Source organism: Mitsuaria sp. MSU3D, assembly GCF_056867975.1.
Genome location: NZ_CP200314.1, coordinates 3,716,642 through 3,741,632 on the forward strand (window position 1 = coordinate 3,716,642; position 24,991 = coordinate 3,741,632).

General features: G+C 70.3%; 21 protein-coding genes. 5 read left to right on the forward strand and 16 right to left on the reverse strand.

Annotation, left to right across the window (positions count from 1 at the left end; genetic code table 11):
- Positions 1-8: 8 nt before the first annotated feature.
- The 4 genes from rfbA to AC1VNM_RS16285 all read left to right on the forward strand — a co-directional run bounded on the left by rfbA (position 9) and on the right by AC1VNM_RS16285 (position 4,145).
- Entirely contained in the window at positions 9-899 is an 891-nt protein-coding gene (gene rfbA, locus AC1VNM_RS16270) for a glucose-1-phosphate thymidylyltransferase RfbA (protein WP_377160930.1), read from the forward strand.
- A complete protein-coding gene (rfbC, locus tag AC1VNM_RS16275; protein WP_377160928.1) occupies positions 899-1,450 on the forward strand; it encodes a dTDP-4-dehydrorhamnose 3,5-epimerase in 552 nt (183 codons plus the stop codon). The genes rfbA and rfbC overlap by 1 nt, the downstream gene beginning before the upstream one ends.
- 7 nt (positions 1,451-1,457) lie before the next feature.
- Positions 1,458-2,711, forward strand: a complete 1,254-nt coding sequence (wecB, locus tag AC1VNM_RS16280; RefSeq protein WP_483107592.1) for a non-hydrolyzing UDP-N-acetylglucosamine 2-epimerase — start codon at positions 1,458-1,460, stop codon at positions 2,709-2,711.
- Positions 2,712-2,840: 129 nt separating this feature from the next.
- Positions 2,841-4,145 (forward strand): acyltransferase family protein, encoded by a 1,305-nt coding sequence (locus tag AC1VNM_RS16285; RefSeq protein WP_483107593.1) that lies wholly within the window; start codon positions 2,841-2,843, stop codon positions 4,143-4,145.
- Positions 4,146-4,170: 25 nt separating this feature from the next.
- Here the strand turns inward: AC1VNM_RS16285 and kdsA are convergent, their stop codons facing one another.
- Positions 4,171-5,010 (reverse strand): 3-deoxy-8-phosphooctulonate synthase, encoded by an 840-nt coding sequence (gene kdsA / locus AC1VNM_RS16290; protein WP_377160922.1) that lies wholly within the window; start codon positions 5,008-5,010, stop codon positions 4,171-4,173.
- 562 nt (positions 5,011-5,572) lie between these two features.
- On the opposite strand from kdsA, the gene AC1VNM_RS16295 reads away from it, so the two are divergent.
- Positions 5,573-7,204, forward strand: a complete 1,632-nt coding sequence (locus tag AC1VNM_RS16295) for an Atrophin-1 multi-domain protein (protein ID WP_483107594.1) — start codon at positions 5,573-5,575, stop codon at positions 7,202-7,204.
- 92 nt (positions 7,205-7,296) lie between these two features.
- On the opposite strand, the gene AC1VNM_RS16300 is transcribed toward AC1VNM_RS16295, so the two are convergent.
- The 15 genes from AC1VNM_RS16300 to AC1VNM_RS16370 all read right to left on the reverse strand — a co-directional run bounded on the left by AC1VNM_RS16300 (position 7,297) and on the right by AC1VNM_RS16370 (position 24,967).
- Positions 7,297-8,637, reverse strand: coding sequence for a UDP-glucose dehydrogenase family protein (locus AC1VNM_RS16300; protein WP_377160918.1), 1,341 nt, complete (start codon positions 8,635-8,637; stop codon positions 7,297-7,299).
- Between the two features lie 46 nt (positions 8,638-8,683).
- Positions 8,684-9,691, reverse strand: coding sequence for an NAD-dependent epimerase (locus AC1VNM_RS16305; RefSeq protein ID WP_377160916.1), 1,008 nt, complete (start codon positions 9,689-9,691; stop codon positions 8,684-8,686).
- 86 nt (positions 9,692-9,777) lie between these two features.
- On the reverse strand, positions 9,778-10,878 hold the full coding sequence (locus AC1VNM_RS16310; protein ID WP_483107595.1) for a glycosyltransferase family 2 protein: 1,101 nt from the start codon (positions 10,876-10,878) through the stop codon (positions 9,778-9,780).
- Between the two features lie 200 nt (positions 10,879-11,078).
- Positions 11,079-12,158 (reverse strand): acyltransferase family protein, encoded by a 1,080-nt coding sequence (locus AC1VNM_RS16315; RefSeq protein WP_483107596.1) that lies wholly within the window; start codon positions 12,156-12,158, stop codon positions 11,079-11,081.
- A gap of 31 nt (positions 12,159-12,189) precedes the next feature.
- Entirely contained in the window at positions 12,190-12,750 is a 561-nt protein-coding gene (locus AC1VNM_RS16320) for an acyltransferase (protein WP_377160910.1), read from the reverse strand.
- A 123-nt stretch (positions 12,751-12,873) separates the two neighbouring features.
- Complete coding sequence (locus AC1VNM_RS16325) at positions 12,874-14,391, reverse strand: lipopolysaccharide biosynthesis protein (protein ID WP_483107597.1); 1,518 nt, start codon at positions 14,389-14,391, stop codon at positions 12,874-12,876.
- A 1-nt stretch (position 14,392) separates the two neighbouring features.
- Complete coding sequence (locus AC1VNM_RS16330) at positions 14,393-15,442, reverse strand: glycosyltransferase family 2 protein (protein WP_377160906.1); 1,050 nt, start codon at positions 15,440-15,442, stop codon at positions 14,393-14,395.
- Positions 15,442-16,578, reverse strand: a complete 1,137-nt coding sequence (locus AC1VNM_RS16335; RefSeq protein ID WP_483107598.1) for a polysaccharide pyruvyl transferase family protein — start codon at positions 16,576-16,578, stop codon at positions 15,442-15,444. The genes AC1VNM_RS16330 and AC1VNM_RS16335 overlap by 1 nt, the downstream gene beginning before the upstream one ends.
- Positions 16,579-16,703: 125 nt before the next feature.
- Complete coding sequence (locus AC1VNM_RS16340) at positions 16,704-17,606, reverse strand: WecB/TagA/CpsF family glycosyltransferase (RefSeq protein WP_483107599.1); 903 nt, start codon at positions 17,604-17,606, stop codon at positions 16,704-16,706.
- A 4-nt stretch (positions 17,607-17,610) separates the two neighbouring features.
- The gene (locus AC1VNM_RS16345; protein ID WP_377160900.1) at positions 17,611-18,831 is read right to left on the reverse strand and encodes a glycosyltransferase family 2 protein; all 1,221 of its coding nucleotides are present in this window, start codon (positions 18,829-18,831) and stop codon (positions 17,611-17,613) included.
- On the reverse strand, positions 18,824-20,131 hold the full coding sequence (locus tag AC1VNM_RS16350; RefSeq protein WP_377160898.1) for a glycosyltransferase family 4 protein: 1,308 nt from the start codon (positions 20,129-20,131) through the stop codon (positions 18,824-18,826). The genes AC1VNM_RS16345 and AC1VNM_RS16350 overlap by 8 nt, the downstream gene beginning before the upstream one ends.
- 44 nt (positions 20,132-20,175) lie before the next feature.
- On the reverse strand, positions 20,176-21,654 hold the full coding sequence (locus tag AC1VNM_RS16355; RefSeq protein ID WP_483107600.1) for an Atrophin-1 multi-domain protein: 1,479 nt from the start codon (positions 21,652-21,654) through the stop codon (positions 20,176-20,178).
- Between the two features lie 4 nt (positions 21,655-21,658).
- Positions 21,659-22,282, reverse strand: coding sequence for a serine acetyltransferase (locus AC1VNM_RS16360; RefSeq protein WP_483107601.1), 624 nt, complete (start codon positions 22,280-22,282; stop codon positions 21,659-21,661).
- A gap of 1 nt (position 22,283) precedes the next feature.
- Complete coding sequence (locus AC1VNM_RS16365) at positions 22,284-23,351, reverse strand: acyltransferase family protein (protein WP_377160892.1); 1,068 nt, start codon at positions 23,349-23,351, stop codon at positions 22,284-22,286.
- Positions 23,348-24,967: an O-antigen ligase family protein gene (locus AC1VNM_RS16370; RefSeq protein ID WP_483107602.1), complete on the reverse strand. Its 1,620-nt coding sequence runs from the start codon at positions 24,965-24,967 to the stop codon at positions 23,348-23,350. The genes AC1VNM_RS16365 and AC1VNM_RS16370 overlap by 4 nt, the downstream gene beginning before the upstream one ends.
- Between the last annotated feature and the right edge of the window lie 24 nt (positions 24,968-24,991).

Sequence of the window (24,991 nt, forward strand, 5' to 3'; positions counted from 1 at the left end):
ACAGCACGATGGGCAACGACACCCGCAAGGGCATCATCCTGGCCGGCGGCTCCGGCACCCGGCTGCATCCGGCGACGCTGGCGATCAGCAAGCAGCTGCTGCCGGTCTACGACAAGCCGATGGTCTACTACCCGCTCAGCACGCTGATGCTGGCGGGCATGCGCGACATCCTGCTGATCAGCACGCCGCAGGACCTGCCGCGCTTCGAGGCCCTGCTGGGCGACGGCGCGCGCTGGGGCATCAACCTGCAGTACTGCGTGCAGCCCAGCCCGGACGGCCTGGCGCAGGCCTTCATCCTGGGCAAGGACTTCATCGGCGGCGCCCCGAGCGCGCTGGTGCTGGGCGACAACATCTTCTACGGCCACGACTTCGCCGGCCTGCTGGACAGCGCCGACGTGCAGACCGACGGCGCCACCGTCTTCGCGTACCACGTGCACGACCCGGAGCGCTACGGCGTGGTCGAGTTCGACGCCGCCAAGCGCGCGGTCAGCATCGAGGAAAAGCCCAAGGCGCCGAAGAGCCATTACGCCGTCACCGGCCTGTACTTCTACGACCGCCAGGTCTGCGACATCGCCGCCGACATCCAGCCCAGCCCGCGCGGCGAGCTCGAGATCACCGACGTCAATGCGCGCTACCTCGCGCAGCAGCAGCTGCGTGTCGAGATCATGGGCCGCGGTTACGCGTGGCTGGACACCGGCACGCACGACAGCCTGATGGAAGCCGGCCAGTTCATCGCGACGCTGGAGAAGCGCCAGGGCCTGAAGGTCGCCTGCCCCGAGGAGATTGCCTTCCGCAAGGGCTGGATCACGGCCGAGCAGCTTGAGAAGCTGGCGCAGCCGATGCTCAAGAACGGTTACGGGCAATACCTGAAGCAGGTGCTCAACGAGAAGGTGTTCTGATGAATGTGATTCCGACCGCGCTGCCCGAGGTGCTGATCATCGAGCCGAAGGTCTTCGGCGATGCGCGCGGCTTCTTCATGGAAAGCTGGACCGAGCCGAAGTTCAACGCCGCCGCCGGCGATGACGTGCGCTTCGTGCAGGACAACCATTCGCGCTCCAGCCAGGGCGTGCTGCGCGGCCTGCACTTCCAGTTGCCGCCGCATGCGCAGGGCAAGCTGGTGCGTTGCACGGCGGGCGCGGTGTTCGACGTCGCCGTCGACATGCGCCGCTCCAGCGCCAACTTCGGCCAGTGGGTCGGTGTCGAGCTGACCGGCGAGAACCACCGCCAGCTGTGGATCCCGCCGGGCTTCGCGCACGGCTTCCTGGTGCTGAGCGAGACGGCCGACTTCCTCTACAAGACCACCGACCTCTACGCCCCGCAGGCCGAGGGCTCGGTGCGCTGGGACGATCCGGCGATCGGCATCGACTGGCCGAAGCTGCCCGTCGAATTCAAGCTCGCCGAGAAGGACGCCAAGGCGCCGTTGCTCGCGGACGCGAAATATTTCGACTGAGCTGCCGATGGCCGCGCCGCTGATTCATCTGATCGCCGGCGCGCGACCGAATTTCATGAAGCTCGCGCCGCTGGTGCGAGCGCTGCGGGCCGACGGCCGGCTCGCGTGGAAACTGATCCACACCGGGCAGCACCACGACGCCGCGATGAGCGGCGTGTTCTTCGACGAACTCGGCCTGCCGCCGCCCGACGTCTCGCTGGACTGCCATGGCGGCGGTCATGCGCAGCTGACCGCGCGGATCATGCAGGCCTATGAGCCGCACGTGATCGCGGACCGTCCCGCGGCCTGCATCGTCGTCGGCGATGTCGATTCCACGCTGGCCTGCGCGCTGACGGCGCGCAAGCTCGGCGTGCCGGTGGCGCACGTCGAAGCCGGACTGCGCAGCGGCGACATGACCATGCCCGAAGAGATCAACCGCCGCGCGACCGATGCGATCGCGGACTGGCTCTTCACGACCGAACCCAGCGCGGCCGCGCACCTGCGCCGCGAAGGCCATCCGGACGCCCGCATCGTCGAGGTCGGCCACGTCATGGTCGACAACCTGCTCTTCCAGCTGCAACGGCTCGATGCCGGCGATGCCGACGCGCAGACCGCCGAAGCAGCGGCGCAGGCGGCGCTCGCCGCCGCTGGCGCCAGCGATGCGACCCTGGGCCGATTCGGTGTCGTCACGCTCCACCGGCCGGCCAACGTGGACGATCCGGCGCAGCTCGCCGCACTGATGCAGGCGCTCGGCACGCTGGCGGCCCGGCTGCCGCTGCTGTTCCCGGTGCATCCGCGCACGCGCGCACGCCTGGAGGCAATCGGCCTCACGCCCGCGCCGGGGCTGCACCTGCTGCCTCCCCTGCCCTACCGCCCGTTCCTGGCCCTGTGGCGCCGCGCGGCGCTGGTCCTCACCGACAGCGGCGGACTCCAGGAAGAGACCACCGCCTTGGGCATCCCCTGCCTCACGCTGCGCGACAACACCGAGCGGCCGGTGACGGTGGACCTCGGCACCAACCAGATCGCCGGCACCGATCCGGCGCGGATCCTGGCTTTGGCGCTGCAACGGCTCGATGACATCGACGGCCGCAGGCCCTCACCCCTGCCCTCTCCCGCAAGCGGGAGAGGGGGTGGCAGGCGCAGTGCGGAACTCCCTCTCCCGCTTGCGGGAGAGGGTGAGGGTGAGGGCCAGCCCAACGTTGAAGTGCGCCGCCCGCCACTGTGGGACGGCCACACCGCCACCCGCATCGTCTCCCGGCTTGCCGAGGACCTGCTCCGCTGAGTCTCCCCCTCGTTCCGGGGGGCTCTGAAAGAACTGCTTACAGGTGGATGCACGTGAGCGGTGCGCGCCTCGTACAGTCGCGGGCTCAGGCGCACGGAGAGGCGCCGGCTGGTGCAGAGGAGGTAAGCCATGCACGTTCCCATCGCCCCGCACGGGGAGGTGGCCGGTTCCGCCGTTGGCGGGCCGTCCACCACCGCGACAACCGCGGCAGCCGGCTCGGCCGGCATCGACTTCGACAGGATCCGCGCCACCCTGATGGTGCTGGGCATCGCCTTGCATGCCGCGGACGTCTTCGTCAGCGCCGGGGACTGGCTGGTCGCCGACACGCACCGCGGCGTCGCCTTCGACGCGCTGGTCGCGCTGATCCACAGTTTCCGGGTTCCCGGCTTCTTCCTGCTGTCGGGACTGCTCTTCGCCGGCAGCCTGACGCGCCATGCGGCACCGGACCTGGTGCTGCGCCAGATGGTGCGCCTGGGCGTGCCGCTGCTGACCTGCTGGGCCCTGCTCAACGCCGCGCAGACCGCCCTGCTGGCCTGGCACCGCGGCGGCGATCCCTGGGCCGCGCTGGCGTCGTTATCGACGCCGATGTCCCACCTCTGGTTCGTTCGCGACCTGCTGGTGATGAACCTGCTGGTACTGGGGTGCGTGGCAATCCGCGGCGCCATGCCGACACCGGCCGCGCAACCGGCCGCGCGGGGCATCGCTCCGCGATGGATGGCCCGGATCACCCGGAAGCCGGCGCAGCGTCTGGCCGGATTCAGCGGCGGCGCGGCGACACCGATCCATTGGCTGACCGTCGCACTGGCCGGCGCCCTGCTGAGCCACGCCCTGCTCGTCCTCGTCCGGCTGAGCGGCCTGGCCTATGCGCCAGGTCCGGGCGGCCTGACGCTGTTCAACCTGGCTTTCCATGCACCGATGTTCCTGGCCGGACTGGCGATGCGACAGCACCCGACATGGCTGGACGGCTGGCTGCGCACGCCGTGGTGGCTGCTGCCGGTGGCGGCCTTCGCCGCCAACTGGGGCGACGCCGCCAGCGGCACGTTGCCCCACGCGCTGGCGCGCGAGTTGGCGCTGGCGGTGGAACTGCTCGGCATCTGGCTGGCCACCGGGGCGGTCATCGGCCTGCTCGCCCGGTGGCGGGGACGCCCGCACGGCGGTGTGGGCGAGCGTCTGAGCAGCGCGCTCGCCGACGCGAGCTACACGATCTTCCTGGTCCACCACCTGATGGTGGTGGCGCTGGCGCTGCTGCTGCTGCCGCTGGACTGGCCCGCGACACTGAAGTTCGCGCTCATCGCCTGCGGCACGCTGGCGCTGAGCCTGGCCTTCCACCGCTGGGTGGTGCGGCCTTTCGCCGTGACCCGGCTGCTGTTCAACGGCCGCCTGCCGGCGACCGCGCAAGCGCAGCCCGTCACCCCCACGCCAGGACGGGCCTGACGGGCGGCCTGCGCCGCGGCACGACTCACTGCGTGTCGAGCGCCGGGAAACCCTTGACCAGGTCGTCAACGGCCTTGACCTGTTCCAGGAAGGGCTTGAGCTGCGACAGGCGCAGCGCGCTGGGACCGTCGCAGAGCGCCTTCTCCGGGTCCGGATGCGCTTCCAGGAACAGCCCCGCCAGGCCGATCGCCATGCCGGCGCGGGCCAGCTCCGTCACCTGGCCGCGGCGGCCGCCCGACGCGGCGGCCCCGGACTCGCGCTGCTGCAGCGCATGGGTCACGTCGAAGATCACCGGCTTGCCGCCGCTGACCTGCTTCATCACGCCGAAGCCCAGCATGTCGACGACCAGGTTGTCGTAGCCGAACTGCGCGCCACGATCGCACAGCATCACGTTCGGGTTGCCGCCCTCCTGGAACTTCTCGACGATGTTCTTCATCTGCGGCGGGCTGACGAACTGCGGCTTCTTGATGTTGATGACCCGGCCGGTCTTGGCCAGCGCGATCACCAGATCGGTCTGGCGCGCCAGGAAGGCCGGCAGCTGGAGCACCTCGCACACGGCGGCCACTTCGGCGGCCTGGTGGGGCTCATGCACGTCCGTCAGCACGGCTACGCCGTGGGCCTTCTTGACCGCCTCGAAGATCTTCAGGCCGGCTTCCAGGCCGGGACCGCGATAGCTCTTGATCGAGGAGCGGTTGGCCTTGTCGAACGAGGCCTTGAACACGTAGGGGATGCCCAGTTCCTTCGTCACGCGGACGTACTCGCCGCAGACGTCGACGGCGAACTGCTCCGACTCCAGCACGTTGACCCCGCCGAACAGCACGAACGGCTTGGCGTTGTCGACCACGATGTCATTGATCTTGACCATCTCGATTCCCTCAGACGAAGGCGGCAGTATCCCACGCGCCCCCGGCGGGCCCGCCCCGTGTCCACCCCCTCGATCGGCGGGCGCGCCGACCCGCGCTGGCGTGATGACAGCGTTTCGCCGACACGTCCCGGCGGTTTTTCCCGACGCGTTTCCGTGCGTTTTGCGGGTTTCAATTTCGAATATCGAACGGAATATCCCTCCCGACCTCCGAGTATGTAACGGACCGCAATAACCCCGTGATCCGAGACATTCGTGGGGTTGTCAATCCTCGACCCGGATGTTTCAAACGGTACGTCCTGAGAGGCGCCGAATATTCCACGGAATCACGCCACGCGACCCGACCAGCGGGTGGAGAACCGCCGCGTCCTCTCCCCATACTGACTCATGGCTGCAACACCTCCCGGGCATGGAGGAAATCAGCAGCCAGATATCCGGGTCGCCAACATCCAGTAACAAGAATCCCGCCCGACGAATGACGTGTCATTCGCGGCGCGCAAGAAGAAGAGATCGAGGCCTATTAATCGTCAACGCGCTCACGCGCATCAGCAGTAATTCAATCACCATGACGAATATCTCTTCTTCCCTGCGAGTTTCCACCGGCCTGAGCGCCTGCGCCCTGGCGGTCGGCCTGCTGCTGACCGGTTGCGGCGGTGGTGGCGGCGGCAGTGGCGCCACGGTCGCCATCCAATCGCTGGAAACGCCGCCCATCGTGGCGTCGGTACCCGCCGCCACGGCCGGCACGCCGGTCAGCCCCGCGGCCAGCGAGGCCGTCGCCGGCGTGTCCGTGGTGCTGGCCACAACCGCCCGCCCCGCCGCGGCGGCCGCCTGCACGGCCGGCAACTTCGGCAGCTTCGCCCGCCCGTTCAGCCCGGACTCGCCGTGGAACAGCCGTCCGGTCTCGCCGGTGCTCGGCACGGCGACGATTCCCACCGCGCTGTACACCCCGACCGTCGCCGCCGGCGCCTGGTCGAGCGCCGCCTTCGAGGCCTCCGCCGGCGACGCGCCGATGGTCGTCACCGGCGCCACCACGCAAGGCGTCTGGGACCCGGACAGCGAGGTCTATCGCCCCAGCGTCACCATCGCCCACTGGCCGGCCGCGACCACGCCGGCCACCGGCACCGACGGCCACGCCGAGATCGTCGACCCGAGCACCGGCATCGTCCATTCGTTCTGGGGCCTCAAGCAGGTCAACGGCGCCTGGGTCGCGAAGCAGTACGCCTGGACCCCGCTGGCCGGTCGCGGCATGGGCGATCCCTCGCACTACTACCAGGGCGCGCGCGCGGCCGGCGTGTCGACGCTCGGCGGCCTGATCCGCACCGCCGAGGCCGTCGACGGCGACACGATGTACCGCCACGCGCTGGCCATGTCGCTGGACGCCACCGGCCTGAGCGCCGCGCCGACCTACCGCTTCCCGGCCACGTCCGCCGACAGCAATGCCGCGACGACCAACAGCGGCCAGATCCCGATGGGCACGCTGATGATGCTGCCGGCCAGCTTCAACGCACAGGCCCTGGCGACGCCCGAGCTGCGCAAGGTGGCCGAAACGCTGAAGGCCTACGGCGCCTACGTGGTGGACCGCAACACCGGCACGCCCTTCGTCATCTACGTCGAGATCGGTGCCGACCTCAAGCTGCACCGCAACGGCTGGAGCAACGCCACCGCGAACGACCTGGAGCTGATGCGCGCGGCGATGCGCCCGGTGGAAAGCGCCTCGGCCTGGAAGGACGGCAACGGCAACACCAGCTCGACGGTGACCAGCACGGCGCTGAACCTGCTGTCGATGCGCGGCGGCTGGTGGCGCACCAAGGGCACGGTCAGCGGCGAGTTCGACACCTGGCGCCAGGCGCTGGTGTTCCCGGCGACGATCACGCAGATCGAGCAGGCCAACGCCACCGGCCGCGCGATGAACCCGGTCACCTGGGCCGTCCCGGCCACCGGCGAGACCTTCCGCCTGGACGTCGACGCGACCGGCGGGGCCTCGTTCCGCATGACCATCGCGGACAAGGTCAGCGGTGCCGTGGTCTACGACAGCGGCTACCTGACCGACGGGCAGTCGACCACGCTGGTCTGGCCCAACGTGGCCAGCTTCAAGGTGACCACCTGGGCCCGCAGCGGCGTGGACAACGTCGAATCGACGCTGCGTCCGACGCTGGTCAAGACCGGCGGACCGGCCGGCAGCGTCTGCGCCGGTTGACCGGACTGGCCGCGGCGGGCTGATGCAGCCTGCCGCGGCGCTGGATCAGGCGGTCGGCAGCGCGACGGTCAGCCGGGCTTCGGCAGGACTGATCAGACGGGCTTGGGCCCGGTGCCGCGGCCGATCGCGTGATGCTCGATGCCGAGCATCGCCATCGTCGCCGGCTCGTACAGGTTGCGGCCGTCGAAGACCACCGGCTGCTTCAGCGCTGTCTTGATGCGGTCGAAGTCCGGCGTGCGGAACTCCTTCCACTCGGTGATCACGATCAGCGCGTCGGAGTCGCTCAGCGCGTGCTCGGCCCGCTCGCAGAAGCTGACGCCGGGCACCTGGCTCAGCAGCTTCGCGGCCTCGCCCATCGCGACGGGGTCGTAGGCCGCGACCGCCGCGCCGCGCCGCGCCAGTTCCTCCACCACCACCAGCGACGGCGCCTCGCGCATGTCGTCGGTGTTGGGCTTGAAGGCCAGGCCCCACAGCGCGAAGCGCCGGCCGCTCAGGTCCGGGCCGAAGCGCTCCACCACCTTGTCCACGAGCACCAGCTTCTGGCGGTCGTTGGCTTCCTCGACGGCGTTCAGCACCTTCAGGTCCTGGCCGTGTTCGCGGCCGGTGCGCACCAGCGCCTTCACGTCCTTGGGGAAACACGAGCCGCCGTAGCCGGCGCCCGCGTACAGGAACTGGTAGCCGATGCGCGGATCGGAGCCGATGCCGCGGCGCACCAGCTCGATGTCGGCGCCGACCTTCTCGGCCAGCAGCGCCAGCTCGTTCATGAAGCTGATGCGCGTGGCCAGCATCGCGTTGGCGGCGTACTTGGTGAACTCGGCGCTCCTGACGTCCATCACCATCAGCCGGTCGTGGCTGCGGGTGAACGGCGCGTACAGCGCGCGCATCATCAGCGTGGCCTGCTCGTCGTCGGAGCCGACGACGATGCGGTCCGGCTTCATGAAGTCTTCCAGCGCCGCGCCTTCCTTCAGGAACTCCGGGTTGGAGACCACCGAGAAGTTCACGTCGACGCCGCGCCGGGCCAGGGCCTCGGCGACGGCGGCGCGGACCTTGTCCGCGGTGCCGACCGGCACGGTGCTCTTGTCGACGATGACCTTGTAGTCGGTCATGCGCTCGCCGATCGAGCGCGCGGCGGCCAGCACGTACTGCAAGTCGGCCGAGCCGTCCTCGCCCGGAGGCGTGCCCACGGCGATGAACAGCAGCGTGCCGTGCGCGACGGCGGCGTCGACGTCGGTGGTGAACTGCAGCCGGCCCGCGGCGCGGTTGCGCGCCACGACCGCGTCCAGGCCTGGCTCGTGGATGGGGATGCCCCCGTCGTTGAGGACCTGGATCTTGTCGGGGTTCACGTCGAGGCACACCACGTGGTTGCCCATTTCGGCCAGGCACGCGCCGGTCACGAGACCCACGTAGCCGGTGCCGATGGTCGTCACTTTCATTCGTTCTCTCCAGCTGGAAGCAGTGGCGGTCGGTGGTGGCGGCCGGTCAGACCTGGTAGTAGTCGCGGTACCACGCGACGAAGCGGCGGATGCCCTCGGGCACCGGCATCGCGGGACGGAAGCCCGTCCACGCGGCCAGTTCCTCGACGTCCGCATGCGTGGCCGGCACGTCGCCGTCCTGCAGCGGCAGGAACTCCTTGACCGCCTCGCGGCCCACGGCCTGCTCGATCGCGCCGATGAAGTCCATCAGCGGGATCGGGTCGTGGTTGCCGATGTTGAAGACGCGGTACGGCGCGTTGGAGCGCGCCGGATCCGCCTGCACCGGGTCGTAGGCCGGGTCGGCCGTCGCGGTGCGGTCGAGCACGCGCACCACGCCTTCGGCGATGTCGTCGATGTAGGTGAAGTCGCGGATCATCTTCCCGTGGTTGAACACCTTGATCGGCTCGCCCGCGAGGATCGCCTTCGTGAACAGGAACAGCGCCATGTCCGGCCGGCCCCAGGGCCCGTACACGGTGAAGAAGCGCAGCCCCGTCGTCGGCAGGTTGAACAGGTGGCTGTAGGTGTGGGCCATCAGCTCGTTGGCCTTCTTGGTCGCGGCGTACAGGCTGACCGGGTGGTCCACGCCGTGATGCTCGCTGAAGGGCATGTGCGTGTTGCCGCCGTAGACGCTGGAGCTGGACGCGTAGGCCAGGTGCTTCACGCCCGAATGGCGGCAGCCCTCGAGGATGTTGGTGAAGCCGACGATGTTGGACTCGATGTAGGCATGCGGGTTCACCAGCGAGTAGCGCACGCCGGCCTGCGCGGCCAGGTGCACGACGCGATCGAAGCCGTGCTTGGCGAACAGCTCGGCGATGCCCGCGCGGTCGGCGACGTCCATCTGCACGAACTCGAAGCCCGGCTTCCCGCTCAGCCGCGCCAGGCGGGCGTGCTTGAGCGTCGGGTCGTAGTAGTCGTTGAGGTTGTCCAGGCCGACGACCTGGTCGCCGCGGGCCAGCAGGATCTGGCTCACGTGCATGCCGATGAAGCCGGCGGCGCCGGTGACGAGAACTTTCAAACCTGCTCCCCGGGGATGAGACGTAACGCGAAGGCGCCGATTCTCACCCAGCCGGATGACGCCGCCGCGTCTCCGGCCCCGCTCAGTCAGGGGTAAACGCGGGTGGCCGGCTTCCCGGAAGCGGCCGCCGTGCCTGCCGCGGCGGCCGGAGTCGCGCCCAGGGTGGAATCGAGCGTCGAATCGAAGGCGGAATCCGTTGCCGCCGCGCCGGGCGGCGGGCGCAGCGCGCGCTTGAGGCGGGTCAGCCCCTGGTAGAGCGCCTGCGGCATCAGGCTCATGCGCAGCAGGCGGCGGCGCTCGTCGGCGAAGACCTGCGTCTGGACGCCCTTGAGCACCGAGCGACCCGCGAACTTGTCGCCATACTTGATCTGGTGGTGCGCATGGGAGATGCGGAAGAAGTTGTGGAACTCTTCCATGTCCGCGCCGACCTGGACCGCCTCCGGATGGGCACGGCGCCAGGCCTCGCCGGTCTCGAAGAACCGGTAGCGGGCCGGCGGCGCATGGCGGTTGAGCGCCCGGTCGTCGCCGTCGGCGTGGTAGCAGGCGCCGGGCTTCGGGTCGAAGACGATGGGCCCGGTGAACATCAGGCGGATCCAGGTGTCGAGGTCTTCGCCCAGCCGCACGCCGACCGGGAAGCCGCCGACGTTCGCCAGGGCGGCCTTGTCCACCATCACCGCCGACGAGCACACCGGCGAGCCCTGCAGCGCGATGCGGTAGTAGTTCGCCGGCGTCAGCACGACGCGCGGCGCGGTCTCGGAGCTCACGCCGGGCGTGCGGCGGCCGTCGGGGGAGGCGACCTCGTAGTTCGTGGCCCAGCCGACGGCCTGCGGGTACTCGAGGCGCAGGCGCCAGAGCCGCTCGAGGTGGTCGGGGTACCAGGTGTCGTCGGCGTCCAGGAAGGCCACCACCGGGCATCGCGCCGCCTCGACGCCGAGGTTGCGGGCGGAGGACACGCCGCCGTTGGGCTGCCGGAGGAGACGCACGCGTGCATCGCCGTACGCCTGGACCAGCGCGGCGCCGCCGTCGGTGGAACCGTCGTCGACGACGACCACCTCGAAGTCACGAACCGTCTGCGCGCAGACCGAGTCGAGCGCGCGGACGATCTGCCCTTCCTTGTTGTAGAGCGGGATGACGACGGACAGACGCACGTCGTCGGACGCAGTCGCAGGGATGGACGAGGTGCTCATGGCAGTCCCGGTGGCGATCACACGCGACCGGGAGCCCGCGAGCCCGGCAAGGACGTCGGCGCTCCACGTTGTTGCCGCGGGAGCTTGGATTTGCCCCGGCCTGGTGCCGGCTGCACGCCATACGCACCAAAGAGGTTAACGCCGCACCAACGCGGCGTCATGGCGGCGTTGTCCCCGAAGGACGGCTCGGCGGCGCGCCTTCAGCGCTCGCCGTGGGCGGCGGCGGTCACAGGCGCGTCATGGCGGCGTGGCGCGGAACCGGCCAGGCGCCGGCGCCAGACGGCGGGCAATTCGAACAGCACCATCGCGGCACGCCCCTGGGCGGCGCGCCAGAACCACCAGGGCAGCAGCGTGCCTGCGGCAACGCCGACGATCAGGTGCGGCCAGGGACTGGTGATGCCGAACACCTTGGTCAACACGATGCGGACACCGCTGGCCACGAGGATGTGGGCCAGGAAGATGGCCATCGACGCCCGCCCCAGGGCCGCCATCCGCTGCCCGTGGCCGCCGGTGGCCAGCGCGATGGCCAGCACGCACACGAGCGACAGCCCCAGCGTCGCGGCGGCGAGCCGCAGCAGCTTGGCTTCGCCGATGCCCGCGGCCTGCAACGCGATGAGGGCGACTCCGCCCGCGAGCACGCCCGCCAGCGCGAGCCGCGAGGCGGTCGCCGTGCCGAGCCCGCGTGCGCCGAGCCACGCGCCGGCGGCGAAGTACAGCAGGTGGCTGGACACCAGCGCCGCCGGCATCGGCCAGTCGCGCTGCTGCAGGGCCATCAGCGCCGCGCCCGTGAGCGTCAACGCGGCGACGCCGGCCTTCGGGCGGCGCCAGCACATCGCGACGCCGAGCAGGCTCATCAGGAACAGCGCGTAGAGGAACCAGAACTGCGCCCGCGGCGTCCAGCCCAGCGCGAGCACCTCGGCCAGCGAGACGGGCTTGCTGGTCCAGCGCGACATCAGCAACTCGATGCCGCCTTGCAGCAGCGACCACAGCACGTAGGGATAGAGGACGGTGGCCACGCGGCCGGCGAGGTAGTCGCGCGGGCCGCGCCGCGTCAGCGAGCCGACGAAGAACCAGCCCGACAGCAGGAAGAACAGCGGCATGTGGAAGCTGTAGATCGCCGAGTCCAGCGTCGTGAACCACCACGGATCCATCGCCACGCCGCCGTTGACCAGCCCGCGCGCGACGTGGCCATACACCACCAGCAGGATGCCGAAGCCCTTGGCGATGTCGACCCAGTCGGATCGCGCCGCGTCGGGAGAGGAGAGCCGCGCCGTCGTCATCGTCGTACTGCCTTGAACGTCCTTGAACTGCCTAACGCGGATCCAGGACCTCGCGCTTGCGCAGGCCCTGCTCCTGCTTGAGCTTCAGGTAGTGCCGGCCGCCGTCGACCATCGCCTGGAAGGCCGCCATGTCGCGCGTGCCGATCTGCACCGCGGGATTCCCGCCGAGGATCGCGCCCGGCGGATGGGACTTCGTGACCACCGCGCCGGCGCCCACGATGGTCCCCTCGCGCAACGTCACGCCGGGCAGGATCATCGCCCGCATGCCGACCCAGACGAAGCGCTCGATGGTGACCGGACGCAACAGGTCGACCTCGTCGTACGGGACCATCGTCGCGTCCTTGTAGCGATGCATCGAGGTCATCACCGCGACACCGGGCGCGAAGATGACGTGGTCGCCGATCGTCAGCCCGCCCTGCCCGTTGAAATAGCCACCGCCCTCGATGTGGACGTGGTGGCCGAGCGAGATCCGTTCCGGGAATACGAAATCGTTGCGGCCGGCGATGCCGCAACCGTCGCCGCGCGACTTGAACGTCACCGTCGGCGCGGGTCGTCCCAGCAGGCGCCGCACCATCCTCGAGAGCCTTCCCATGCCGTGTTTCTCCGTTGTCCGTCCATCGTGGCGGCACCTGCTGCTCCCGTGGAGGATGCTGGTCCCGCCGGTGCGCCGTCGCAATGTGCGCGCGCCCCTGAATACCGTCTCAAGCGCGCGGCCTCAGCCCGCGCGTTTCAGCTTGCGCCGCAGCTTGCCCAGCACCGCGTCGCGATCCTCGCGCCGCAGGAACGCCGTCCACAGCAGCAGCGCCGCGCCGGCGCCCACGCTGCAGGTGGCCAGCGCGAGCGCGGGCCAGGATGCCGGCACCGCCAGTCGCGACACCGCCAGCGAGGCCAGGAAGACCAGCATCGCCATCATCAGGATGGGCAGCGCCTCGCGGGCGAAGGTCCACCAGGGCCGCTGCAGGATGTGCGCGGCGTACAGCGGCGTGAAGATCAGGTTGCGCAGCAGCAGCACCAGGCCGCCCGCGATGGCGATGCCGTAAAGGCCCCAGGCCCTGGCCATCGCGATCGCCAGCACCAGGTTCACCACGCCGGCCACGACCTGCAGGACGCCGGGCACCTTCACGTGGTTGGTGGCCAAGCTGACGTTGTGCAGCGGCAGGTAGGCGAGGTTGAGCGCCAGATGCCCGGTCGCGAGCACCATCACCAGCCACAGCGGCGCGAACGTGGGACCGAGCCAGACATGCAGGATCGACTCCGAGAAGCCGCAGACGATGCCGATCGGGATCGCCATCACCAGCCCGAGGTTGCGGACCGAGGCGCGCGCGTAGTCGATCATCTCGTCGAGCTTGCCTTGCGCGTGCAGCGTGAGGATGGTCGGACCGAACACCCCCGACACCACCAGCGCGAAATTGCGCAGCAGCATCGACCACTGCAGCACCAGCGCGTACTGCCCGCCCGCCGCCGCGCCGACAACCTTGTTGGCCACCAGCAGGTCGATGTTGATCAGCAGCAGCGTGCCGATCTGGCTGATGAAGACCCAGCCGCCGGTGCCGCCGAGTTCCTTCACCACCGGCCATGAGAAGCCGTCCAGACGCGGTCGCAGCGCGGGGGCGAGCCGGCGCGACGCCACGATCACCACGCCGATCGTGGCCAGCGCCGCGCACAGCACGCTCGCGCCGACGTGCCAGAGCTTGGGCATCGTGAGCTGGAACAGCACCAGCACGACGACGACGCGCGCCACCAGGCCGAGGATGTTGCCCAGGTTCTGCAGGTCGAAGCGGTTGCGGCTGTAGACCACCGACTGGAAGGGCGTGCCCAGCGTCGTCACCGCCAGTCCGCCCACCGTGAGGAAGAACAGCCAGCCCGCGTCGCGCTCCCAGCCGGCCGGCACGTCGATCCAGTGCGCGATCTGGGTCAGCAGCGGCAGGCCCAGCACGCACATCAGCAGGCCGACCAGCGCGGACGCCCACAGCGAGGAGTTGAAGATGCCGTTGGCGCGCGCCTGGTCGCCGCTGCTCATCGCCACCGTCAGATGCCGCCCCACCGCGGCATTCAAGCCCGCGGTGATGACGTTGAAGTAGCCCGCCACGGTCACCGCCAGCGGCACGAGGCCGTAGGCGGCGACGCCCAGTTGGCGCACCAGGTAGGAGACCAGCCACAGCGAGACGACGATGTTCAGCGCGAAGAACGCGACGTTGCTGACCAGGTTGGCCCCGAGCTTGCCTTGTCCCACGTCAGCCCCGCGACGCCTGCGTGGTCGACGAGGGCGACGAGGGCGACGCCGACGGCGCCTCGGCGCGCCGCCGCAGCGTCGCCTGCACCCGTCCCAGCGCGCGGTACAGCGGCTGCGGCAGCAGGCTCAGGCGCTTCAGGCGGTCGCGTTCCGCCGCGAAGGCGCGCGAGCGGCAGTCCTTGAGCACTGCGCGCCCCGCGGCCTTGTCGCCCCACTTGATCTGGTGATGCGCATGCGCCAGCCGGAAGAAATCGTGGAAGGCCTCGATGTCCTGCGCCACCTGCGTGGCCTCGGGATGCGCGCGCATCCAGGCCTCGTCGGTGTCGAAGAACACGTAACGCGGCGGCGGCGGGTTGCGCACCAGCGCGCGGTCGTCGCCGTCCGCGTGGTAGTACGCGCCGGGCCGCGCGTCGAAGGCGATCGGTCCCGAGAACAGCAGCCGGATCCACGTGTCCAGGTCCTCGCCCAGCCGCACGCCGGCGGGGAATCCGCCGACGCGCTGCAGCGCCGCCTTGTCCACCGCCACCGCGGACGAGAAGACCGGCGTGCCATGCCGCGCGATGCGGAAGTAGTTCTCCGGCGTCAGCACCAGCCGCGGCTCGGTCACGACCGACACGCCGGGCGTCAGCCTGCCGGCCAGGTCCACCACGTGGTAGTTCATCGCCCACGCGACGGTGCCCGGGTAGTCCGCGCGCAGTTGCCACAGGCGTTCGAGGTGATCGGGGTACCAGGCATCGTCGCCGTCGAGGAAGGCGATCACGTCCGCCCGCGCGAGCTCGACGGCGCGATTGCGCGCCACCGACACGCCGGCATTGGCCTGCCGATGGAGCCGCACGCGCGGATCGGCGATCGCCGCGACCACGTCGGCGCCGCGGTCCTTGGAGCCGTCGTCGATGACGACGATCTCGAAGTCCTGGAAGCTCTGCGCGAAGACCGAATCCAGCGCGCGGGCGATCTGCCCTTCCTTGTTGTAGAGCGGGATGACGACGGAGATCCGCGGCACCGCGTCGACGCCGCCGGAAGGAGCGAAGGAGGAAGACGGCACGGACATCAGCGGCGCCCCTCGCTGTACGGCGCGGCCGTGAAGTTCAGGCGCGCCATCTCGCACGAGTCCTGGATCGAACGCGTCCACGGCGGCGCGGCGCGGCCGCCGACGGCCAGCTTCGCGATGCGGCGCGCGGCCTCGACCGGATCGGCGGTCGCATCGCCCACGCGACCCTCGGGCCGGTAGCCGATCTCGTCGAGGAAGTCGCCGCACTTGCGGTGGTACTCGACCAGGATGAAGGGCACGCCCGCCGTGTAGGCCAGGATGCACGCATGCAGCCGCACGCCGAAGATCGCGTCGCAGCGCTGCAGCTCGGCGTAGACCCGCTTGGGATCGTCGTCGTACGGCAGCCGCTCCACATGCGGATAACCGTCCAGCGAGGCGATCACCTCGTCGGTCACCGCGTCGTCGCCCGACGCCGCATGCCCGTTGAACACGAAGAAGCGCAGCGCGAAGCCCTCCTCCGCCAGCGCCTTCACCGTCGCCTTCACCGAGGCCACGCGGCGCTGCTCGTTCTCCAGGTTGCCCTTGCCGTAGTAGCGCTCCACGTTGCACACGCTCACGCCGATCACCGGCCGTCCCGTCGCCCGCGCCGGCAGCACCGGCGCCGGCGAGTCCGCCATCACGTCCAGCATCAGCAGCGCCGGATCGAAGGCCTGGATCACCGGCGTGTCGACGTTCATCGCCTTCACGATCTCGAACGACGCGCGATCGCGCACCGCGATGTAGCTCATCTCGCCGATCAGCTTGCGGATCTCGCGTTCACCGTCCGTGGACTTGAACGGGCCGACCGACACGCCGGCCGCCGCGATCGACTTGCGGCCGACCTTCTGCACCAGCGACTGGCGCAGCAGGTTCACCCACAGCTCCTGCGGCGAGTGCAGCGTCGAGCCGCCGAAATACACCATGTGCCGCGCGCTCAGGCCCGACAGCGTGCGCGACAGCGTCTGCTGGCCGGGGTAGCGGCGCTCGATCGGGATGATGGCCTGCGCGGGCTGGCTCAACACCGGCAGCTCGGTGGCGACGAAGGCCAGGTCGCGGGCGCCCCAGTACTTGCGGCTGCCCCAGTCCGCCACGACGCAGAACACGTCGTCGCCGGTGTTGCGGTAGCCGTAGTAGCCGTTGAACAGGAAGTCGGTCATGCGGAATCCGGAAAGGTGGGACCAGGTCGGGGGCCGTGGGGGGCGGGACGGAATCTGGCGTCGGGAGTCGGAAGTCGGGACGGGTTCGGAATGCAGCTCGTGATCGGCGCGGGGCCAGGTCTTGCTCAGACTGCGGAACTCCGGCCTCGCCGCGTGGCCGATCGCCACAGCAGCCCGGCCGCGAAGGGAATGCCGTCGACGAGGTAACGCCGCGCCAGCCGGCCGGGTTCCTGCGTCAAGCGGTGCACCCATTCCAGGCCGCTGCGCTGCATCCAGCCCGGCGCGCGCTTCACGTCGCCGGCCACGAAGCTGAAGCTCACGCCCACGCCCAGGTACCAGGCGCGCGGCGCCAGCGGTCGCAGACGCGCAGCCAGCTTCTCCTGCTTGGGCGAGCCCAGCCCGATGAAGACGATGTGCGGCTGCCAGCCCGTCAGCAAGGTCTCGATCCTGGCCATCTCCTGCGGCTGCTGCTCGAAACCGAACGGCGGGCACAGGCAGCGCACGCGGCCCGCGGCCACGGCCTCCGGGATCAGGCGCGCGGCGGCGGCTTCGGCTGCGCCTTCGTTGCCGCCGATCAGCGCGATGCGCAGTCCGGCCGCAGCGGCCGCGCCCATCAGCGCGTTGAACAGGTCGGAGCCGGTCAACCGCGTCGGCAGCGGCGTGCCCTGCAGCTGGCTGGCCCACACGATGGGACGGCCGTCGGCGGTGAACACCGTCGCATCGGCCACCAGCGCGCGGAAGGCGGGCTCCAGGCGCCAGCGGCGCAGGATGTCGATGTTGGGCGTCACCACCCAGCCGCCGCGACCGGCGGTGGCCTCGTCGACGATGTGGGCGGTCAACACCGGCACCGTGGTGGCGACGAAGGGCAGCCCGTCGACGTGGATGGTCGGCAGCGCCGCGGGGCCGGTGTCAGTGGCGCCGGCGGGCGTCGTGGACACCGTGGACGCCGTGGACGCCGTGGACGCGACCGGAGGCAAGGACGTCGCGGGCGTGGCGGACGTCGCCGGCGGAGGGGGTGTGAGGCTCATGGGATCAGACATCTCGTTTGGTTCTCACCCAGTCCACCTGACGCTTGACGATGAAGCGCAGGTACAGCGGAATCTTGGCCAGCAGGATGAACGGCGCGCGGGCCAGCTCGCCCAGCGTCAGGATGTCGCCGGCCCAGCGGTGCTGCGCCAGCACGATCGCCAGCAGCAGCGCACCCAGGCCCAGCAGCGACAGCACGAACGGCGCCGTCCAGCCCAGCACCAGCGCCAGCAGCAGCTGGACCAGCGTCCAGCCGACCAGCAGCATGCCGAGCAGCGCCAGCGGCGGCACCAGCATGTCCATCACCTGCAGCAGCTGCGCGCCGCGTCCCGGACGCATCGACTGCCACAGCAGCCGCGGCCCTTCGCCGACCAGCATCGCCAGGTGACCGTGCTCCCAGCGCGTGCGCTGGCTGGCCTCGCCCTCGCTGCTGTTGGCGAAGACGCTGGTCACGCGCGCGTCCTCGCAGAGCAGCGGCGGCGCGCCCAGCTGGGCCAGGCGCACGCCCAGCTGCATGTCCTCGGCCAGGTGGCCGCTGGCCAGCGGCGCCTGCACCGCCACGTCCCACGGGAAGGCCATGCCGGTGCCGTAGAGCCCGCAAGGCAGGCCGACCTGGTGCATGCCGCGCGGCCGCACCAGGTTCTTCACGCGCATCGCGAACTCCGCCACGCGCGCCTTCAGGCCGTCGTTGGCGGCCGACATCAGGTAGGTCGCCTGCACCGGCCGGCCCGTCGCATGCGCCACGGCGGCGATGCGCGTCAACAGCTGCGGGCCGAGCGTGCAGTCGGCATCCAGCACGATCACGACGTCCGGCGCCTGCCCGGTCTCGAGCGAGATGCGCTCCAGCGCGCGCACGCCGAAGTCCAGGGCGTAGCCCTTGCCGCGTTCGGTCGCGTGCGTGCGCTCGACCACGGTCACGTCGAACTCGCGCGCCTGCGCGGCGGTGTCGTCGCTGCAGTTGTCGGCCACGACGACGATGCGGTCCGATGGTCCGAGTTGCGCCAGCGCCTGCATCAGCGTCGGCCGCAGGCCGCGCCCTTCGTTGTGCGCCGGCATGACGACGGCGATGCGCGGTGGCCGCTCGAACGCGGGCAGCTCGCGGCGGTCCGGCAGCAGCGCCAGCAGCACCTGCCACAGCACCAGCGCCGCCGGCGCGAGCACCAGCAGGCTGATCACGAGCATCAGCGTCCAGGCCACGGCGGACACGGTGGACAACAGCTCAGGCATGCGCCCCCTCCTTCGCGGCCGATGCGGCACGATGAGGCGAATAGGTCTTCGCGGGCGAAGCGTACTCCTCGAACAGCGCGACCAGCTTGGCGGCCTCGCGATCGACGTCGTGGCGCTCCAGCGCCGACGCCCGCGCGCGCTGGCCCACACGCGCCAGCTCGGCGTCGTCCAGCCTCAGGCAGGCGAGCATGGCGCGCGCCAGCGCCTCGGGATCGCCGGCGGGCAGCAGCCAGCCGTTCTCGCCGTCGCGGATCAGTTCGGGGATGCCCGCGATGCAGGTGCTGACGCAAGGGCGGCCCAGCGCCATCGCTTCCATGATCACGACCGGCAGGCCCTCGGCGAAGCTCGCCAGCACCAGCGCGCGCGCCGCGAGCAGTTCGCTGCGCACGGTATCGCTGGAGATCCAGCCGGTGATGCGGACATTGCGCCGCAGGCCGAGCTGCGCGATGCGCTGCTCGATGGTCTTGCGCAGTTCGCCGTCGCCGGCCAGCACCAGCTCGAAGTCCGGCACCTCGCGCGCGACCAGCGCGGCGGCTTCGATCAGCAGCAGATGGCCCTTCTGCTCGGTCATGCGGCCGATGCAGATCAGGCGCTTGCCGTGCGGCGGCGGCGCCTCGACCGAATGGAATTCCGGATCCAGCCCGCAATGGACGATGCGCAGCTTGGGCCACTCGGTGTACGCGACCCAGCGCGACAGCTGGCTGCGGCAGAACGAAGTGATCGCGGCGACGAAGCGCGCGCCGCGGATCTTCGCGCCCAGGTGCAGGAAGTCCGGCCGGTCGAATTCCTCCGGACCGTGCACCGTCATGCTGTAGCCCGGACCGCCGAGCGCCTCGATCAGCATGCCCACTTCCGCGGGGTTGGTGCCGAAGTGGATGTGCAGGTGCTGGATGCGCGCGGCGCGCAGCACCGGCATCGCGGCGCAGGCCTCCATCAGGTAGACCAGGTGGAAGGGCCAGGGCCGGTCGGCGCGGCGGCTCATGCGCAGCGCCAGCTTCAGCGCGGACAGGAAGCGGCCCGGCGCGCGCGCGGCCTGCGCCAGCGTCGCCTTCAGCAGGCCGACCGTGCCGTCCTTCAGCAGGTAGTGCGTGCGGGCCTTCTCGGCCTGGTCGATCGGATCGGGCGCGTCGTCGTCCCAGCCGCGGATGGCCAGGCGCAGCACGTCCAGGCCCTGCTGCTCGACCGCGAGGATCTCGCGGCGGATGAAGGTATGGCTGACCTTGGGGTAATGGTTCACCAGGTAGGCGACGCGCGGGCGCGCGCCGGCCGGGGGCTGGCCTTGAGGGGCTTGGTCATCCAACTGCTTCGTGATCAATCGTTCCTCCCGGATTCAGCGCGGATCTGTCAGGTCGAGGCCGGCAGCAGGTCGCCGCGGGCCCAGCAATCGCCCGACGCCGTGGCACGCACCACCAGGCGCGAGCCCGCGAATTTCTCTGGCCACTCGAAGGTGACCGACTTGCCGTCCGCCAGGTCGCCGCTGTCGTAGGCGACGGCGCCCTTGGCGCCCTGCTCGCCGCCGCGCAGCTGCAGGCGCAGCGTCGCGCCGTTGCCGGTGCGCGCGGTCAGCGTCAGCTTCTGGCCCGGCTGCGGCTTGGCCCAGTTCACCGCGGTGATGTGGCGGCCCGAGTTGTTGACGACGGCCAGGCCCGCCTTGGCGTCCTTCAGCACGACGGCCTGCTGCCAGGTCTCGAAGCGCGCCTGCGCGTCGTCGCGCTCGGAGCGCCACGCGCCGCGCATCGACAGCAGGTTCATCGGCTGGCGCAATTCGACCGGCTTGCCGTTGCCATCGAGCCAGCCCTTGGCCGAGCTCACCCGGCGCAGCGCCAGGCGCATGCGCTCCAGGTCGCTGGCGGCGCGGCTGTTCCAGAGCTTGGCGGTGTGCAGCTTGGCGTTGCTGCCGATCTCGCAATAGACGACGAAGGGCGTGCCCACGTTGCGATCGACGACGTAGCCGCCGTAGACCTTCAGCGCCTCGGCGATGCGGCGCAGCCGCGCGTCGTCCACCTTGGAGACGTCGAAGTCCGGCGGCAGCATCAGCAGCGCGCCTTCGGGGATGCGGCCGTTGTTGTTGTTGAGCCCGGCGTCCGCCGAGGTCGCGGGGAAGACATACCCCGGGTCCGCGCTCAGCCCGTTGAAGGTCAGCGAGATCGCCAGCGCGTGGCGGATCGGGCCGGCGCCCTCCTCCAGCTCATGGCGGCGCACCAGCCCGCCCATCGTCGGCACCGCGGCCGCGCGCGCGCCCTGGAAGTAGTGGGCCGGGTCGCCCCAGCCGCGGCCGTCCAGCCGCGTCCAGGCGTATTGCTTGGCGCACCACTGGTCGTCGACGCGGGTGAGCTTGTAGAAGGAATGGATGATGCCGGCCTCGGCGTCGACGATGTCGGCGTGGCCGTCCAGGCCCTCGGCCGGATTCACGCTGGCAGGCCAGTGCGGCAGCACGACTTCCGGCTGCGTCGTCTCGGCATCCGGATCCCAGACGCCCTTCTGGCCCGGCAGGCCGAGCACGCGCATCGGCGGATCATCCGGCTGGCAGACGAAGACGCCGGTCGACCACTTGCCCGACTCCAGCGCCGGCGAGTAGGACGCCTTGGGAATCTCCCAGTCGTCCAGCACCGGCTCGACCGGCCGGCTGTTCCACGGCGACTGCGCCGAGAACGGCCGCAGCACCGTGCCGAAACGCTCGCCCCGGGCCGCGTCGGCCGCGCGCGTGTCACGCGTGGCGCGGGCGTCACGCCCCTCCCCGGCGGCCCACAGCGCCGATGGCAGCGCGGTGGCCGTCAGGCTCAGTCCCGCGGCCGCGCACCAGCGTCGTCGATCCCAGGTCATCGTGTCATTCCTCCATGGTCATCGGGGACGCGAGGTCCGACGGAACGCGCGCGGCGACCTCGTCGGACGACGGCGTCGTCTCACGCGCGACGACCCGCGCCGGATTGCCGACCGCGGTCGCGCCCGCCGGCACGTCGCGCAGCACGACCGACATCGCGCCCACCTTGCAGCCCGCGCCCAGGCGCACGCCGCCCAGCACCTGCGCATAGGCGCCGAGCTCGACGCCGTCCTCGAGCACCGGGCACGGCCCGTCCTCGACGCGGTTGCCCAGCGTCACGCCCTGGCGCAGGGTGCAGTTCGCGCCGATGACGGTGCCCGGGTTCACGAACACGCCGCCGAAATGCCAGATCCGCAGGCCGGGCCCGATGCGGCATTCCTTGGGCAGGCTGATGCCGGTGACGGTCTCCACCGCGCGGAAGGCCAGCCAGTAGAAGCGCAGGGACCAGCGCCGCGCGCTGCCCTCGGGCATCGCGTCGACGCGCCGGCCGTAGCGGTAGACCCGCAGCGCCCACAGCGACTGCTCGCGGCGCAGCGCGGACGCACCGCCGCAGCGGGCCAGATCGGCCTGCCAGTCGGCGTCTTCGCGGGCATTGCGAGGCGCACGCGGCACATGGGTCGTGGACGTCATCTCAGACCTCCTTCAACCGTTGGCCGCGCCCGGCGCCGACGCGCTTGGCGAGGTCGTTGAACCGGCGCTCGACCTGGAAAGTCGACACATGCGCGATCGCGAACAGCGCGATCAGCAGCAGCGGCCGCTTCAGGTACTTGGTGACCACGTCGCCGCTGCCCAGCCAGGTGGCGGCCAATGGCAGATGCCAGATGTAGAGGGCGTAGGAGACCGTCGCGATGTAGATGAACACCCGCCCGCCCAGCACGCGCGACAAGCGGTGCGTGGGCTGCGCCAGCAGCGATCCGACGAAGGCCGCGGCGACATACGGCCGCAGGAAGCCCAGCGGATTCACCCCCGGATGCGGCAGGAAGCTGCAGGCCAGCAGCACGACGAGCAACAGCGGAACCATGCCGGTACGTGCAAGCACGTCGCGTGCCACTGCCCAGTGGCGCGAGTGCATCAGCAGCGCCAGGCAGGCGCCGGCCAGCAGGTCGTCGCAGCGGAACCAGGTGATGCTGGACGCGGTCACCTGGTGCCCGACGCGCATCGCCGTGGTCGCCAGCAGCAGGGCCGGGAACAGCCACCAGATCGCGCGCGGGCGCAGCCACAGCAGCAGCGCCGACAGCATGTAGAACTGCACCTCCAGGCACAGGCTCCAGAAGTGGTCGGTCGGCGGCACCAGCCGCTGCGGCGGCAGGTTGGCGTAGAAGAGCAGGTAGCTGAGCGCCGTGTCCAGGCTCTCCGGCTTGACCGACCAGACCACCGCCAGGCAGATCCACGCGGCCGGCACGACGCGCAGCAGCCGCCGTGCGATGAAGGACGACACCGTCGGCCGCTTCAGCAGCTGCCCGGTGATCAGGTAGCCCGACAGGATGAAGAACAGCGCCATGCCGAAGATGCCCAGCGACTCGTTCAACGGCGTGCCGCCGACGCGCAGCGGGAACAGGTGGGTCCACAGCACGGCCAGGATGCTGACCGCGCGCACGCCGTCCAGCGCGGGCTGGCGCTCGCTGGGCCGGTGGCCGGCGGCGAGGGCCAGATCCAGGCCCTGGTCGCGGCGCTGATCGCGGTCCGGGTCGACGCTCATCGCGCGTGCTCCGCGCCGTGCATCGGCAGCGTGGCCGAGAACTCGCTGACGCGGGGCAGCGTGGCGGGGAACTCGCTGACGCGGTCATGCGGCTGCCGCGGCCGGTACTTGCTCGGCCGGATGCCCCACGGCAGGCGCTTGCGCGCCTCGGCCGCGCCGGCGATGCGGCAGGCCAGCGCGCACACCACGCCCATCGTCAACCAGAAGTACCAGTTGTAGATGAGGTAGGACAGCATGTTGTCCGACAACGAGACCAGGAAGTTGGACAACAGCAGCGCCAGCGAGATCAGCGCCAGCAGGCTGCGCACCGGCAGCAGCGCGCGCAGCATGCGCGCGGTCGACAGGAAGACCCAGCCGTAGGCCGCGACGCCCAGTGCGCCGTATTCGAAGAACACCTGCACCACGGCGCTGTGCGCGCCCCAGCTGCGGCCGCCGGCCATCGAGAAGAAGGTCTGCGAATGGAAGACGAAGGACTCCGCGCCGTAGCCGAAAGCCATGCGCGAGGTGGCCATCCACGACAGCGCGTCCGACCACAGCAGCTTGCGCCAGGCGAAGGAATTCAGCTTGGCGAACTGCACCACCTGGTTGCCTTCGGCCAGGCCCACGACGCGCTCGCGCACCTCGGGGATCAGCATGGCCAGCATGCCGCCGATCACCAGATAGATGAGATAGCGCCGCTCGCGGAACAGGCCGTAGACGACGAAGATGAACAGCACGGAGATCCACGCGCTGCGGGTCTTGGTCGCGAACAGCAGCCCGATCAGCAGCAGCAGATAGAGCACGACCGTCGCGGTCGCCAGGACGCCGCGGCCGGCCAGACCGCTCTTCCAGCGATAGAAGATGACGCCCACGGACAACACGAGATAGAACGCCAGGATGTTGGCGTGAGGGAACGGTCCGCCGTACCGGCCGGCGGAAGCTTCGAAGGCGTCCACGCTACCAGCGGTCTTGCCCAGGCCGATGTAAATCAGCGTGACAACTGCGACAGGCACCGACGACCAGGTGACCAACTTGAGCATCCTGTTCAGATCCGCTTCTTCCTTGACCAGGTAGAAGCTGACCAGGAACAGCGCCATCACCGACAGCTGGCCCAGATAGAGCCGCAGCGCCTGCACCTTGTCCGGCGAATACAGCAGCCCCAGCGCCTGCACCGCCACGAAGGGCAGCCACACCATCCAGGCGACGCGCGGCACGCGCTTGGGATCGCGCGCGATGATGATCCCCGCCAGCACGATGATCAGCGCGTTCAGCAGGCCGCCCAGGCCGCCGATGGCCGCGAGCCGGGTCTCCTCGAAAATCGGATTGGCGCCGGCGCGCACCAGCAGCACCGCCAGCAGGAAGGCCTCGCGGCTGTAGAGGAACAGGAAGGCCGTGACCAGCATCAGCGGCAGCACCGCCAGCAGCGCGGGGCGGTCCGATGCCATGCCGCCGACCATCACCGTCATCAGGCCGATCGCGACGGCGCCGGCCAGCAGCCCGGCCAGGCCGAGCAGGGACATCCCGTCCAGGCCATCGCGCCAGACGCGCCACGCGCCCGCGATCCGTCCGACCGCGCCCGCCGCCCGATCTCCGCGCCCGATCTCCGTGCCTGATCCTGTCCGCAATCCGATCCTCATGCCGCCGTCATCCTGTCATCCGGG

Excerpts from the sequence above, each read along its gene's own strand:
- AC1VNM_RS16300 (WP_377160918.1), bottom strand. The coding sequence starts at position 8,637 with ATGAAAGTGACGACCATCGGCACCGGCTACGTGGGTCTCGTGACCGGC.
- AC1VNM_RS16310 (WP_483107595.1), bottom strand. The coding sequence starts at position 10,878 with ATGAGCACCTCGTCCATCCCTGCGACTGCGTCCGACGACGTGCGTCTG.
- AC1VNM_RS16365 (WP_377160892.1), bottom strand. The coding sequence starts at position 23,351 with ATGAGCGTCGACCCGGACCGCGATCAGCGCCGCGACCAGGGCCTGGAT.
- AC1VNM_RS16345 (WP_377160900.1), bottom strand. The coding sequence starts at position 18,831 with ATGCCTGAGCTGTTGTCCACCGTGTCCGCCGTGGCCTGGACGCTGATG.
- AC1VNM_RS16335 (WP_483107598.1), bottom strand. The coding sequence starts at position 16,578 with ATGACCGACTTCCTGTTCAACGGCTACTACGGCTACCGCAACACCGGC.
- AC1VNM_RS16340 (WP_483107599.1), bottom strand. The coding sequence starts at position 17,606 with ATGAGCCTCACACCCCCTCCGCCGGCGACGTCCGCCACGCCCGCGACG.
- AC1VNM_RS16295 (WP_483107594.1), top strand. The coding sequence starts at position 5,573 with ATGACGAATATCTCTTCTTCCCTGCGAGTTTCCACCGGCCTGAGCGCC.
- wecB (WP_483107592.1), top strand. The coding sequence starts at position 1,458 with ATGGCCGCGCCGCTGATTCATCTGATCGCCGGCGCGCGACCGAATTTC.
- AC1VNM_RS16355 (WP_483107600.1), bottom strand. The coding sequence starts at position 21,654 with ATGACCTGGGATCGACGACGCTGGTGCGCGGCCGCGGGACTGAGCCTG.
- rfbC (WP_377160928.1), top strand. The coding sequence starts at position 899 with ATGAATGTGATTCCGACCGCGCTGCCCGAGGTGCTGATCATCGAGCCG.
- AC1VNM_RS16360 (WP_483107601.1), bottom strand. The coding sequence starts at position 22,282 with ATGACGTCCACGACCCATGTGCCGCGTGCGCCTCGCAATGCCCGCGAA.
- AC1VNM_RS16285 (WP_483107593.1), top strand. The coding sequence starts at position 2,841 with ATGCACGTTCCCATCGCCCCGCACGGGGAGGTGGCCGGTTCCGCCGTT.
- kdsA (WP_377160922.1), bottom strand. The coding sequence starts at position 5,010 with ATGGTCAAGATCAATGACATCGTGGTCGACAACGCCAAGCCGTTCGTG.
- AC1VNM_RS16330 (WP_377160906.1), bottom strand. The coding sequence starts at position 15,442 with ATGTCCGTGCCGTCTTCCTCCTTCGCTCCTTCCGGCGGCGTCGACGCG.
- AC1VNM_RS16315 (WP_483107596.1), bottom strand. The coding sequence starts at position 12,158 with ATGACGACGGCGCGGCTCTCCTCTCCCGACGCGGCGCGATCCGACTGG.
- rfbA (WP_377160930.1), top strand. The coding sequence starts at position 9 with ATGGGCAACGACACCCGCAAGGGCATCATCCTGGCCGGCGGCTCCGGC.
- AC1VNM_RS16370 (WP_483107602.1), bottom strand. The coding sequence starts at position 24,967 with ATGAGGATCGGATTGCGGACAGGATCAGGCACGGAGATCGGGCGCGGA.
- AC1VNM_RS16320 (WP_377160910.1), bottom strand. The coding sequence starts at position 12,750 with ATGGGAAGGCTCTCGAGGATGGTGCGGCGCCTGCTGGGACGACCCGCG.